Consider the following 13,994-nt stretch of genomic DNA (forward strand, 5'->3'; position numbering starts at 1 on the left):
ACAGTTGAAAGGGGGGATTAAAATGAAGCCCAAAAAAAGAACCAGGCAGGTGGTGTTTGGCATCCAGGAACAGCAATGCATCTGGATGAAGGCAGGGGTTGTTAACTTTAAGCTCTGCCAAAATGCTTATGATTGCACAACCTGTTCCTTTGATAAAGCCATGCAGAAAGCTATTCGCGAAGGAGATGCTCTTGAAAGCTGGCGCGAAGAAATGTTGCGGAATGCGCCAGAAAAGCTCTGTCGCTATGCGATTAGCGGGAATGTTGGTGCGAGGGTCTGCAGTTATGCCTATGAATGTTCCAGATGCGAGTTTGATCAAGAAATGTATGAACGTCAGCTTACAGAGTTTCCTGGTGTGGTAAAAATTCTTATGGTGGGAGGCTTTGGGTTGGCTGTGGACTATTTTTATCATCCAGGTCATAGCTGGGCTAGAATGGAATATGGTGGGTTGGTGAGAGTAGGAATGGACGACTTTGCCTGGCGCTTGATGGGTTTCCTCGATGAGATACGTTTACCAGAAATTGGAATGCAGATAACGGCTTCTAATAAAGGATGGGTGGTCAGGCGGGAAGAAAAAATTTCGCCGATTCTTTCGCCTGTAAGTGGAACTGTGGTTGCCCGTAATTATAAGACGATCCTTGATCCTGATCGAGCCAAAGATGATCCTTATGGTGAAGGTTGGCTTCTTATGGTTGAGCCAGACGATCTTCGGTTGATCCCGGAGTCTTTGCTGTATCGAGAAGATGCAGAAAGCTGGTTAAAGGCAGAAGTTAGAGAACTGGATGCGATCGCTGAAGAACTCTACGGTATGGCTCTTGCCGCAACTGGTGGTGAAAGACCTGATGATATCTACGGCAATTTAAAATCTGTGGGTTGGGATCGGCTGATTGAAAAATTCTTGATACGCAAAAAAGGTATATTATAATGTTGAATATATGAAACTAGCTTGGGAAAGCTGGAACTAAAAAATGTTGATGCAAGTCATGATGATATTAGGAGGGGTGGTAAAAATTATGCGCGCTATTATGGGTCTTAGGAGGGATTTATCATGATGGAAGATAGATTCGAACAGGTGCAAGAGGAAGCTCCAAAGGAGATTAATTTCCTTCTAGCAGAAGAAATTACCAGAGAAACGGGTAATCCTGTGTTGTCCTGTTTTCAATGTAGGAAGTGCACTAACGGTTGCCCTTTGACTTTTGCGATGGATTATTATCCAGATCAGATTATAAGGCTTATAATACTTGGGCAAGAGGATGAGGCTCTAAAAAGCCGCACTATCTGGGTTTGTTCTTCCTGCGAAACCTGCACAACCAGATGTCCGAATGGAATAGATATTGCCGGAGTAATGGATTATCTTAAACAAAAAGCTCATAAGAAAGGTCTGGTAAACTATAAAAACAACCCCAGTTATGCTTTCCAGAAAGTTTTTCTCGAAAATATTTTTAAAACCGGGAGAGTTCACGAGCCGAAGATTCTTACTGATTATCTATTGAAATCCGGAGCATGGAAGCAAAAACTAGAAAATGGATCGATATGGCGCGATATAAAATTGGGACTGTTTCTTTTGAAAAATCGCAGAATGAGATTGTTTCCACCTCGAGTTCATACTAATGGACACGGGCTTCCTGAGTCTAAAATGAACTAATTCGGAGAGGATATGAAAGATGGTTCAGGTTACGCTTTACCCAGGTTGTTCTCTCGAAGGGACGGCTAAGGATTATCGTGATTCCCTTGAAGTTGCCTGCTCACGTCTTGGGGTTGAACTTATTGAACTTGACGGTTGGACCTGTTGTGGGGCTACGGCAGCTCACAGTTTAGACGAACTTATTGCTCTTGAACTTCCTTCGAGAAACCTTGTGATTGCAGAGGAAAAAGGACTTGATATAGTTGTCCCCTGTGCCCTCTGCTTTAATCGACTTAAAAACGCAGAAAAACACCTTCTTCAAAATACCCATCCAGAACTCACTCAAAAATATCCTTTTCGCGGCACCGTTAAAATCTACGATCTTCTTTTCTATCTGACGACTCCTGAGATGCTCGATAAAATTTCCGATCTTATTAAAAAACCTCTCGAAGGATTAAAACTCGTCTCATATTACGGCTGTATGGTAAATCGTCCTCCAAGAATCACGGACGCCAAAAATTATGAAAATCCCACTCAGATGGATAAGTTGGTGGAAGTTCTTGGAGCAACATCGATTGATTGGCCCTTTAAGACCGATTGTTGCGGAGCAGGACATACGGTTGCTCGACCAGATCTTGTTTTTGCCCTTGTAAAGCGCCTTTACGATAGAGCCCTTGCCCTGGGCGCAAATGGTATAGTGGTTTCATGTCAGATGTGCCACGCTAATCTCGATATGTATCAGGATCAGATTTCAGAGCATTTCGGGGAACGTTATCAGATTCCAATCTTTTATTTCACCGAACTTATAAATCTAGCTTTAGGAGATGAACGTCAGGTTAGCTGGCTTTCTCGCCACGTGGTTGATCCCGTGCCAACCCTTAGAGAATGTGGTCTGCTGTAAAAATTGGTTCTCGTAGTTTATAAAATATAATCCTGCTATCTCACTAACTTGTGTGATGGCGGGATTTTTTCTCTTTTTAAGAGGGGAATTTTATGGGAACAGAACTTACTAAAGCTGCCGTTGCAGTTATTGGTGGGGGAATTGCTGGACTGCAGGCAAGTATTGAACTAGCTAATAGTGGTTTCCATGTGTATCTCATAGAAAAAGACATTAGCATTGGCGGTGTAATGGCTCAACTCGATAAGACCTTTCCCACCAACGACTGCTCAACTTGTATGATTTCTCCAAGGTTCCTTGAAGTTAACGCACATCCTAACATTGAGATTCTGACCCGTTCTGAAGTCATAGGTCTTTCTGGAACCCCAGGCAATTTTATTCTAAAAATTAGCAAGTTCCCCCGCTTTATTGATGAAAACCTTTGTACAGCCTGTGGACAATGTGCCAGTGTGTGTCCCATCGATCTTCCCGATACTTTTAACCAAGGGCTTTCTTTAAGGCGAGCAGCTTACAAACACTTTCCTCAAGCGATTCCCTCAGCTTATGCCATAGAAAAAGCTGGAACAGCCCCCTGTAAGGCGGCATGTCCCTCCGGGATAAGTATCGAAGGATTTATCGCTCTGATTAGAAAAGGGCTCTATGATGAAGCTATAAAGCTGATTAAGCGAGACAATCCTTTCCCGGCTGTGTGCGGCAGAGTTTGCCCCCATCCCTGTGAGACGGCATGCTATCGCGGAAGACAGGACGAACCCGTAGCGATCGAAAAGCTAAAACGCTTTGTGGCCGATCTGGATCTTTTCTCAGCTAATCCCTACGTTCCCGAAAAGAAGCCATCAAAAAATAAAAAAGTCGCTGTAGTTGGAGCCGGCCCTGCAGGGCTTACAGCGGCCTATTACCTTGCTATTGAAGGTTACGAAGTGGTTGTCTTCGAAGCTTTGGAAAAACCCGGGGGGCTACTCGAGTATGGCATTCCTTCCTTCAGGCTGGATCGGGAAGTGGTGCGTAGAGAAATTGAAATAATCAAGCAGCTTGGAGTTGAAATTAGAACAGGGGTAGCCTGGGGACGTGACTTCACTCTTTACCAGCTTCGACAGCAAGGATTTGATGCCATTTTTGTAGGAGTAGGAGCTTGGGAACCTGTGCCGCTCGGAATTCCGGGAGAAAACCTTAAAAATGTCTATGCCGGTATAGATTTTCTAAGAGCGGTCTGTTGCGGAAGTCGGCCTTCTCCGGGTAAAAAGGTAGCTATTATCGGAGGGGGAAGCGTTGCTATCGATGCAGCGTTGACTGCTAAAAGACTAGGTGCTGAAGAAGTGACTATACTTTACCGTAGAAGCAAAGCTGAAATGCCTGTCGTATGGGAGGATCTTGAAGAAGCCGAAGAAGAGGGTATCCACATTGAGTATTTGACCGGTTGCGTTGAAATTCTAGGAAATAAAGAAGGTGAGGTGAAAGGTCTTAAGTGCATCAGAATGAGGCTGGGGACGCCAGACGAAAGTGGAAGACGTCGCCCCATACCCATCGAAGGAAGTTTTTTTGAATTAGAAGCCGATACTGTAATAGGAGCTATAGGTCAGCGAGTAAGATTTCCAATGCTCGATCATGAACCGTCCGAGACTCGCCTGAAACTTGACAGATGGGGCACTATCTGGGTGAACTCTAAAACTTATGAAACTTCTGTCCCTGGTATATTTGCCGCCGGTGATGCCGTTTTAGGTCCTGCAACAGTGGTTTTAGCTATTGGATCAGCCAAAGAAGCCGCCATATCGATCGATCGTTTTCTTCAAGGGAAAGATCTTTTAGAAGGGAGGGACTTTTTCCTTTCCGTTCCTGAAAAACCCTTCCGTATAAAGCCCCGAAAGCGTCGAGTAAAATATTCAAAGATACCCTTGGAAAGACGTCTGCAATCCTTCGATGAAATATTCTTGGGATTTTCCGAGGAAGAAGCCCTTCGAGAAGCAGAAAGGTGCCTTGAATGCGGTATCTGTTCCGAATGCTACCGATGTGAAGATGTCTGCCTTGTTCACGCTGTTAACCACAGGATGAAACCGGAAGAGATTGAACTGTCCGTAGAGGGAGTGATCGTTGCCCCTGGAATTAAAACTTTCGATCCCCTTTTTAAGCAGGAATACGGTTATGGTCGATACGCCAATGTTGTGACCAGCCTTGAATTTGAAAGAATGCTTGCCGCTTCAGGTCCAACGGGAGGCGAAGTAAAGTGCCCTAAAGATGGAAGCCATCCTAAACGGATCGCCTGGATCCAATGTGTAGGATCAAGGGATTCTTCTATTGGACGGGAGTATTGTTCGGGTGTTTGCTGCATGTATTCTATGAAGCAAGCGATGGTTGCAAAGGATCATGATCCTGAAGTGGAATCGACTATTTTCTTCATCGATGTCAGAGCCATGGGTAAGGGATTTGAACGATATTATGAGCGAGCAAAAAATCAATACGGCGTAAGGTTTGTAAAGAGTAGCATATCTCGCATAATAGAAGCCCCGGAAGGCGGAAAGATAGAAGTTTCTTATGTCGATGAATCCAACGAATTGAAAACTGAGATATTCGATCTTGTTGTTCTTTCTGTTGGTATTGTTCCGTCGCCTTTTACAGAAGATATGGCTAAAAAGTTGGGGCTCCAAACAGATCGTTATGGATTTATTGTGACCGATCCTTTCGATCCGGTTAAAACTGCTTTGCCAGGTGTTGTAGTGTGTGGGATGGCAGAGGGACCCAAAGACATACCGGATTCTGTTGTTCAAGCCTGTTCAGCTGCATCCTCCGTTCAAGAACTTCTCCGGGTGGATAAGCTCCCTGAAGCTGAGACAGAACAAGATAAAATAAAAAAGCAGGAACGTGAATCGCTCCAGATTGATGATTTCTCACCAAGAATAGGGGTCTTTGTTTGCTACTGCGGAATAAATATTGCCGGGGTAGTGGATGTAAAGGCTGTTGCTCAATATGCTCGCGCCTTGCCAAATGTTGTGCTTGCTGAAGATCTTTTATTTGCCTGTGCTTCCGATGGAACAAGACGAATTAGAGATGCCATTAGAGAATACAATCTAAACCGTGTCGTAGTTGCGTCCTGTTCTCCCAGGACTCACGAACCTCTCTTCCGTAAAGTGATAGAAGATGCAGGTGTAAACAAGTATCTATTTGAAATGGCAAATATTCGAGATCAGTGTTCCTGGGTGCACGCTGATGATCCTTACAAAGCCACAAAAAAGGCGAAAAATTTAGTGCGAATGGCGGTAGCAAAAGCTCGCCTTCTTGAGCCTCTTGAAGATGTTCGTATTCCTATTCATCAAAGTGCTGTGGTGGTAGGTGGAGGACCCTCCGGCATGGTTGCAGCTCTACAGCTTGCTCGCCAGGGATATCCGGTAACGATTATCGAAAAGTCGTCAAAACTAGGGGGGAATGCCTTACAATGGCATTATTTCCACTATTCTGGAGCTCCAGTTCAGGATTATGTAAAAGGACTTATCGAAGAAGTAACTCGCAATGAATGTATCCAGATTTTGCTGGATACTGAAGTGGTGCGATGTGAAGGCCGACCTGGAGCTTTTCTTCTTACACTTCATAAAAACCAAAAAAGAGAACAGGAGATTATAACGGCGGGGTCTATTATTGTCGCTACCGGAGCCATAGAATACCCTGGTTCAGACTATTTACGCGGTAGTAGCGATCGAGTGCTTACTCAGAGAGAATTTCAAAAAGCCGTGGCGATTAACGATCCCATTTTGAAAGACGCTCACAACATCGTCATGATCCAGTGTGTTGGTTCCCGAAACCCGGAACATCCTTATTGTAGCCGTATTTGTTGCACAACTGCCGTTGCTAACGCTATTTGTTACAAGGAGATGTGTCCACCTTCTCAGATAACGATCCTTTACAGAGACATTAGAACCTTTGGACATAAGGAACTACTGTATGCAGAAGCCAGAGCCATGGGAGTCAGATTTCTGCGGTTCAATGTAGAATCTCCTCCTGAAATTATTCCTCAGAAGGAGTCAGAACGTAAAGGCCCGGGAGTTTTTCGTGTCCGCTATGAAGATCCTGTACTTAATCGCACTATCTGGATTCCTGCCGACCTTGTTGTTCTTAGCACTGGAATTGTTCCATCTGAAGACAACGAAAGGCTTTCAAAGGTTTTTAAGCTTAGTTTGGATCCCGACGGATTCTTCATGGAAGCTCACATTAAACTTAAACCTATAGATACGGCAACACCGGGAATATTCATATGCGGTCTGGCTCAGGGGCCTAAATTCCTTGAAGAGTGCATCAGTCAGGCTAAAGGAGCTGCCGCCCGTGCATCGACTTTTCTAAGACAGAAATTTCTTACGGTCGGTGGGGCCATATCGGTAGTTAACCCTGAACAGTGTAGCCGCTGCCTCACCTGTGTTAGAACCTGTCCTTATGGGGCACCTTCCATAATAGAGCAGAACGGACGATCAACGGCTTTCATAGATCCGGCTGTTTGTCAGGGTTGCGGTGCCTGTGTAGCTGCCTGCCCGGGTAAAGCTATTGAATTGAAACTATACACTGACGAGCAAATTCTGGCAAAGGTTAGGGCATTAGTTTAGGGGATAATTTGGGAAAGGCCTCGCTTCTATTGAGAGTGCTAGAAAAATTTTTCCATGAGGGGTTTTCCTGGCGATAGGATTACAGATATAGGATTGTAGGGGCGACGGATGTGTTGCCTCTACACTGGCAAATCACATATTCGGGGTTTTTTTATTTTTGTTCAGCTTAATTTATTCTATAAGGAGGTATAGAGATAATGTTTAAAAAAGCTTTTTTAATCTTGTTCTTTTTGCTTTTAGCACTTGCTTTTTTGAATATCGAAAGTTATGGAGATGACCCCAGACAGTTATTTGAAAAAAAGTGTAATGCCTGTCATTCATCAGAAAAACCTAAATCTTTAAGGAAGTCAAAACAGGACTGGGAAAAAACAGTTTTAAGGATGAAAAATAAAAAAGGCAGTAACATCTCTGATGAAGAGGCACAAATAATCATAGAATTTCTATCTAATAATTACGGCATTAAATAAGGGATGGTTCTTTAAAGTTAGGATGGAGGCTTGAAATATAGCATTGATTTTATTGTTGCAGTATAATCTTACCTCGCCCTTTGTCTATAACATGCCCTATGATGGCGGAGGCTGTAAGCCCTCGATTTCTTAGCTGTGCTACGAGGTCAAAAGCCTCCGCCTGAGGAAGACTCAGCAAAAGCCCCCCGGAAGTCTGAGGATCAGAAAGAATGTCAAGGAGAACTGAGTCAACAGAAGGGTCCACTTCAAGCTGGTGGGAGCAGAAATTTCTATTGGCGTAACTTCCAGCAGGGATAATTCCCATTGCAGCTAGATCGTAAACCCTGGAAAGTATCGGAACTGAGGAAGCTCTTACTTCTACAACCACCTTACTTGCCAAAGCCATTTCCAGGAGATGTCCAAGAAGCCCAAAGCCTGTAACATCCGTGCATCCATGAACGGTAAAGTTCCTGGCAATCTCTGAAGCGGTTTTATTCAGAGTGGCCATCCATTCCGTTGCTTCAAAAATATCGCTTTCAGAAATTAACTTTCCTTTGAGGGCTGTTGCAAGGATTCCGGTTCCGATGGGTTTTGTTAAAACGATAGCATCTCCCGGTTGAGCTCCCGCATTTGTGAGCACTTTATCGGGTTCGATGATACCCGTAACTGAAAGCCCATATTTTATCTCTTCATCTTCCACGCTGTGCCCACCGATAAGTACGGCTCCAGCTTCGTGAATTTTATCGAGTCCTCCTCGAAGAATTTCTTTGAGGTAGGAAAGATCCATCTTTTTTGTGGGAAAACAAACAATATTCATTGCAGTAAGAGGCGTTGCTCCCATTGCGTAAATGTCACTTAGAGCATTGGCTGCAGCGATGCGTCCAAAATCATAGGGATCGTTTACCATCGGAGTAAAGAAATCTACCGTTTGCACAAGAGCAGTCTGTTCGTTGAGAAGAAACACTCCCGCATCATCGGACGTTTCCTTTCCGACAAGAATTCTCTCGTCATGCTCCACGGGAAGATCCTTCAACAATTCTGCGAGCACGCCGGGCCCGATTTTAGCAGCTCAACCTGCCGCTTTTACCGTTTCCGCAAGATTGACCTTTTGTTGAATCGTCATTACCTGAGATCCCCTCCGAGGAATATATATTTTGCTTAGCTGGGCATGATCAATCTGCTGCCTCAGGTTATCGTTATCACTTTAGTAGCTACGTCCATAGATGTGACAATGTCCAGCATGTTTGTGGTTTCACCAACTTTCTTTTTGTCAAGAAGCCCATAAAAATTCAGGCATGTTCCACAGACCAGAATGCTTATTCCAGATTTTTCAAGTTCGATCAAATCGTTAAGAACAGGTGAATCGTCTATTGTTAGTCTTACTCCCGAATTAAGAAAAACAAGTCTCCAGAGATGAGAGCCCATCTCTTTAAGAGTGGCGATGAAATTTTTCATGAGAGCTTCACCAAGTGATGGGGTATTAGAAGTAGGTGATGGATTATTAAGATCGACATCCCTTCCCAGCCGGTCGGTTGCTATAATGATGAGGGTCTTTACAGGTAGTTCCGGTGACGTCGCCGGTATTGCGCAGGTAAGTTCGGAAGGTAAAGGCTCCTGGATAGAAGAAACACTGGTTTTTTCTTTTTCGCCTGTAATTAAAAAATCGTTTCCTTCCTGAACGGATGAAACTCTGTAACCTGATCGGCTAAGAAATCGAGATACGTTGTCTCGAGCGGCAGGATTGTCAACACGAACTGTTATCTTGATTATACCAGGTTCTTCTATCGCTTCTTTGGTTTTTAGAACTGGAGCAGGGCAGGCTAACCCTCTACAGTCCAGGAATCGTTCCATCTTATCACCTCGCCTGTGAATATTCTTGCCACTTTGTTTTTCCTGTAAGGACATAGAAGCACGTCCTAAAGTGCCTCCGTTGCCCATCTAGCAAGTTGAAACTACGTTTATCAGTATCACGGCGAGGAAAAAAGCGTGCAAATAGAAAAAAGCAATACAAAGCGGATTTGTTGATCGTGATAATAGATGATGGCTCCTGTGACATCTAAATCTATTTTTCTTTTAAGCTTTCTTTTTCAAGTAGATCGGTTATCTGTTTCACCGGGTAGAATGTTTCTCTTGGAACTTCAACAAAAACGGTTATCCACCAGGCCATAGACCCATTCCACAACCCGGGATGTTCCAGAACCTTTGTTAATATTCCGTGGTGAGATTTTTCCGTGATTATGTATGAGGTTTGATCAACAAATTGAAAGAGTTGATAAGGTTTTCCGTGGCTATTTTTTAAAGCACACACTACATCTACTGGATTAAAATGGGTAGAAGCATTCCAGATTGCTACTTGTTGAGGATTATTTGAATCGATCTGTGGCTTTTCTATGATTTGTCTACATATCCACCCTTTTGGATCTTTCACCCAGAAAGGTCCTCCACCGGGTTGCCCCACATTTTGCACCATCCCGCAAACTCGCTTGGGTCTATCAAGCAAAAAGCTGAACAGACGTTTTTTTTCGGTATTGTTCAGATTGTCGTAGTTTGGCGGAAGAACTTGTTTCCATTTTGCCCAAACGGCTTCCGCCTTAGCAACGCCATCAGGGTCTTTTTCTAGTTGATCAAGAGCCTGGTTAAAATCTCGCTCCACAGCAATGAGCATGCCGCCCAGGATTTTTTTCCATCGCACTACTAAGGGCTTTATGTGATCTTCCGGGACATTATCGACGTTTTTTATGAAAACAATATCTCCGCCAAACTCTTGTAAGTTTTTGAGTAAAGCGCCATGGCCCCCAGGTCTTAAAAGAATCTTCCCGTCATGTCTTCGAACGAGTTCTCCCTTTTGATTCACCGCTGGAGTGTGAGTTGATGGATGTTGGATTGAGAATGAAATATTAAGATGCACTCCCTGAGCAGCGAGTCTTTTAGAAATAGTTTCTGCACGTTTTTCAAAGCGTGTAAGATGTTCTTCCGGAACCGTGAAGTGTATTTGGCAGATACCGTTTTCGTCCGTCACATAACCTGCGGCTTCAAGAATGTGTTCGTCAAACGCTGTTAAAACTTCTTCGCCGTAACGGTGAAAGGGAAGGAGAGCTTTTGGTAACGTCCCCAATCCGAGCCCGTCGTGGTGTCTTAGTATGCCTCGAGTGATTAACTTCAAAGGGCCCTTTTCTAGTATTTCTTCCACTGATAGCCCGTGAGATTTACACCAACTTTGCAGTTCCGGGAAGAAGGGGAATTTGCTAATGTGTTGAAAAAATTTAAGAGTGTCCTTAAGTTCCGGTTTTGTGGCTGCCTTTGAAGCAAGATCTTTTAGAGTATTAATGGAGTCGTGCTGAAAAATAAGGCACAGGGATTGGAACATTCTCGTTGCAGCCCCGGATGCTGGAACGAATTTGCTACATCGTCCCTTTAGGGCTTCGCTTTCGTAAAGTTCGATATAAGCTTCCTGATCTTCAGAACCCAGAAATTCGATACCATCGCCCAAAGTGCATGGTCTTACAAGGTCAGGTGGATATTTTCCAGCTTCGAAGAGCGATCTGTAGCGATTAAAAATCTCAGGATCTATTCCGTGATCGGCAAGGTAGATAAGATCTTCTTTGCTCAGTTCCCATCCTTTCATTGATCTTCCTTAGTACACCTGATCTGTTGAGTCTTTGATGAAATGTGTTTTACCGCCAATCCTTATAACAAAACTACCGTTTTCTTCTTCTATGAGTTGGGCTATCTGGTAATAGGCTGGTCGTGAGAATCTAGCTATGAAAAGGCCGTTACGGATTTTGCAATAGAGCACGTTGTTTTTGCCTATAAAGAGAGTTGATGGGTTGAGAATTTCTCTTTCAGGTAGATGTTTTAAAGTTATCCACAGAGTTTTGATTCTCTGTTCGTCTTCGTCCCAATCTACGCGAGTAATAACGAAAGGAGTATCATCAACATCTATAGGATTAAGTTTTCCCTGCCATTCAATAACGTATCCATTTCCAGGAATGGTTTGAATATGTTCGTAGAAAAGTTGTATTATGTCTTCTCTTATGATCGGATTTCCATAATAGAACCAGTTTCCTTCCTCATCTACCCATATACCTGAATGTTCCATAAGTGGTTGCTTGTCTTCCATCCTTTGCCCTCACGCTGGTCCTAAAACAGCTTTTTACTGTCAAGTAAGATGGTCACAGGTCCATCGTTCAGTATAAACACATCCATCATTTCTCTGAATTTACCTGTTGCAACGTTGATACCTAAAGCCCTCAGCCGCTTTACGCATTCCTCGTAAAGAATTTCGGCTTGTTCTGGTGGGGCGGCATCAGCGAAGGAAGGGCGTCTGCCTTTGCGGCAGTCTCCGAAAAGAGTGAATTGAGATACAACAAGAATTCCGCCTTCTATGTCTAGCACTGATCGATTCATTTTGCCCTGATCATCTTCAAAAATACGAAGGTGTAAAAGTTTATCGACGATATATGAAAGGTCTTCGTCACCGTCGCTTTTACCTACTCCAAGGAAAACAAGAAGTCCCTCTCCGATAGCTCCCACAACTTCTCCCTTTACTTCAACTCGAGCTTTCTTAACTCGCTGCACAACGGCTCTCATGATCTCTCTCCGCAGTTTTTATCTCAATTGCCATACAGGAACACATTTTCTCGGACTCTACAGTATTCTTCAAGTTCCTTTTGCCACTTTGCTTCGAGTTCTTCAACGGCTGTTCCCTTCTCCAGGCTCTGACGAATACTTTGGCTTCCGATGAGGATGTCTATTGGAAGCTTATTCCATTCGTATTCGTAAGGAGGATCCAGCCAGCGAAATTCTTCAGGATAGGATTTCATGAGCATTTGCAAAAGTTCTAAACCAAACCTGTAAGGCTTCCATAAGTCTTTATTTACAATGTGTATCTGGAATCCTCCGCAAAGCTTTCCGCTCCATTTGTCATACACCGGTTCAAAGAATATCGGCCTTAAGAAGACGCCATGTTTTTCGATGCGTTCTTTGCCCCAGCAAGTTATAAATTTGTAGGGATCAATGAAAGGAGCGCCGACAATGGCAAAGGGTAGAGTGGTGCCTCGTCCTTCACTGACGTTGGTTCCCTCCAGTAAGACCGTGGCAGGATAGAGAAAAGCCGTTTCCCATGATGGCATATTCGGTGATGGAAATATCCAGAGAAGACCCGTAGATGGAAATTCAGTTCGTCTATTCCACGAATCTATGGAGATGACGGAAAGATCCAGATCGAGCTTTTTTTCCGAAGCGATCCATCTGGCAAGCTCTCCCATGGTTAATCCGTGACGCATAGGTAGGGAATACCGTCCTACAAATGATCGAAATGACGGTTCAACGATATTTCCTTCTACTGATTCACCGTCGATGGGATTGGGTCTGTCAAGGATTATGGCTTTTTTATCCGTTCCCGAGAGCTTTTCTAGAAAAAATCCCATGGTTATGTAGTAAGTGTAAACCCGGCACCCTACGTCCTGAAGGTCAACCAGGAGAATGTCTATTTTTTCGAGCATCTCGTCTGTTGGTGAGCGATGTTCCCCGTATAGACTATAAACCGGTATGCCAAGGTAAGGGTGAACACTGTGGTTTGATTCTTTCATGTTTGCCTGTTTTTCAGAAAAGAATCCATGCTGGGGAGAAAAAAGACAGACTATGCGAGCCCCTATACTCATTAGTTCTTCTGGCACTGAATGTAGCCTTGATGTAACCGATGCCTGGTGACATAGGAGCCCACATCTAGCCGAATAAAGCCACGATGGTGGATTAGTGATGAGTTTTTCACATCCAAGAATGGTCTTGGGCATTTTAGAAACCTTAAATTAAGTTGGATGTTTTCAGTTTAAAAGTCTATTAGTCCCTTTGCTTCGAGAGCTTTTATTATCTCCTGAGCCCAGCTTTCAAGAGATTCTGTTTTGTCTTCAATAGGGAAAATAGCTATTCGCCCCTTTGGAGTAACAATAAGTCTCAAGATGTCCCCTTTGTTGTCTGGCTGAGAGGAAATCTCAAAGATAAATCCTCCGTTTTCAATCTCCTGTTCTTTAACCACGTTGAACTGCTCGTGTAACACTTTGCGAACTTCAGCAACATAAATTTTACTTGCGTAAAACCTTATAATTGATCTTATCTCATCAGGCCATGATTTGACTTTTTTGACATGAAAAGGGCTCGGGTCAAATTCAACTTCACCATCTCGAAAAAATATTTTTCCCTGCTCGCTCTGGAGTATAACGCCGGAGAATGTATTCATTACCTCCGGAGTTCTTCCCGTCTTCTTTTTTACATATTCGGTGAGAATCCTTGCCGCTACAGCATCAGGAATACGTTTAAGAAGCGACGTTTCCTTGATGTGTCCTACCGCTAGAGGTTTTGCCTTTGAGTTCACTGAGTTAATCTCCTTTCTTTCAATTAACCTCATCTAATTATTAAAACATAATAGATAAAGTTAACTCAAACAC

Annotated in this window: 12 protein-coding genes; 5 read left to right on the top strand and 7 right to left on the bottom strand. The window is 43.6% G+C overall.

Going from position 1 to position 13,994, the window contains the following annotated elements; genetic code table 11:
- Window positions 1–22: 22 nt before the first annotated feature.
- The 5 genes from WHS38_04000 (at window position 23) to WHS38_04020 (ending at window position 7,569) form a co-directional block, all read left to right on the top strand.
- A complete protein-coding gene (locus WHS38_04000) occupies window positions 23–925 on the top strand; it encodes a glycine cleavage system protein H (protein MEJ5300131.1) in 903 nt (300 codons plus the stop codon).
- A 123-nt stretch (window positions 926–1,048) separates the two neighbouring features.
- Window positions 1,049–1,645 carry a 4Fe-4S dicluster domain-containing protein gene (locus WHS38_04005; protein MEJ5300132.1) on the top strand — a complete coding sequence of 199 codons (597 nt, stop codon included), beginning with the start codon at window positions 1,049–1,051 and terminating at the stop codon, window positions 1,643–1,645.
- A gap of 19 nt (window positions 1,646–1,664) precedes the next feature.
- Window positions 1,665–2,525, top strand: coding sequence for a CoB--CoM heterodisulfide reductase iron-sulfur subunit B family protein (locus WHS38_04010; GenBank protein ID MEJ5300133.1), 861 nt, complete (start codon window positions 1,665–1,667; stop codon window positions 2,523–2,525).
- Window positions 2,526–2,617: 92 nt separating this feature from the next.
- Window positions 2,618–7,102 (top strand): FAD-dependent oxidoreductase, encoded by a 4,485-nt coding sequence (locus tag WHS38_04015; GenBank protein ID MEJ5300134.1) that lies wholly within the window; start codon window positions 2,618–2,620, stop codon window positions 7,100–7,102.
- A gap of 197 nt (window positions 7,103–7,299) precedes the next feature.
- Window positions 7,300–7,569 (top strand): c-type cytochrome, encoded by a 270-nt coding sequence (locus tag WHS38_04020; protein MEJ5300135.1) that lies wholly within the window; start codon window positions 7,300–7,302, stop codon window positions 7,567–7,569.
- A gap of 49 nt (window positions 7,570–7,618) precedes the next feature.
- Here WHS38_04020 and selD read toward each other — a convergent pair whose 3' ends face one another.
- From selD to WHS38_04055, 7 genes are all read right to left on the bottom strand, one after another.
- Entirely contained in the window at window positions 7,619–8,671 is a 1,053-nt protein-coding gene (gene selD / locus WHS38_04025; protein MEJ5300136.1) for a selenide, water dikinase SelD, read from the bottom strand.
- A 62-nt stretch (window positions 8,672–8,733) separates the two neighbouring features.
- The gene (yedF, locus tag WHS38_04030; GenBank protein MEJ5300137.1) at window positions 8,734–9,453 is read right to left on the bottom strand and encodes a sulfurtransferase-like selenium metabolism protein YedF; all 720 of its coding nucleotides are present in this window, start codon (window positions 9,451–9,453) and stop codon (window positions 8,734–8,736) included.
- Between the two features lie 157 nt (window positions 9,454–9,610).
- Window positions 9,611–11,173, bottom strand: a complete 1,563-nt coding sequence (locus WHS38_04035) for a DUF4301 family protein (GenBank protein ID MEJ5300138.1) — start codon at window positions 11,171–11,173, stop codon at window positions 9,611–9,613.
- Window positions 11,174–11,182: 9 nt separating this feature from the next.
- Entirely contained in the window at window positions 11,183–11,668 is a 486-nt protein-coding gene (locus tag WHS38_04040; protein MEJ5300139.1) for a hypothetical protein, read from the bottom strand.
- A 20-nt stretch (window positions 11,669–11,688) separates the two neighbouring features.
- Window positions 11,689–12,138, bottom strand: a complete 450-nt coding sequence (gene dtd / locus WHS38_04045; protein ID MEJ5300140.1) for a D-aminoacyl-tRNA deacylase — start codon at window positions 12,136–12,138, stop codon at window positions 11,689–11,691.
- A 23-nt stretch (window positions 12,139–12,161) separates the two neighbouring features.
- Window positions 12,162–13,343 (bottom strand): DUF1343 domain-containing protein, encoded by a 1,182-nt coding sequence (locus WHS38_04050; protein ID MEJ5300141.1) that lies wholly within the window; start codon window positions 13,341–13,343, stop codon window positions 12,162–12,164.
- 35 nt (window positions 13,344–13,378) lie between these two features.
- Window positions 13,379–13,921, bottom strand: coding sequence for a hypothetical protein (locus tag WHS38_04055; protein ID MEJ5300142.1), 543 nt, complete (start codon window positions 13,919–13,921; stop codon window positions 13,379–13,381).
- Window positions 13,922–13,994: the final 73 nt, after the last annotated feature.

The organism is Thermodesulforhabdaceae bacterium (assembly GCA_037482015.1).
Lineage (GTDB): Bacteria > Desulfobacterota > Syntrophobacteria > Syntrophobacterales > Thermodesulforhabdaceae > JAOACS01.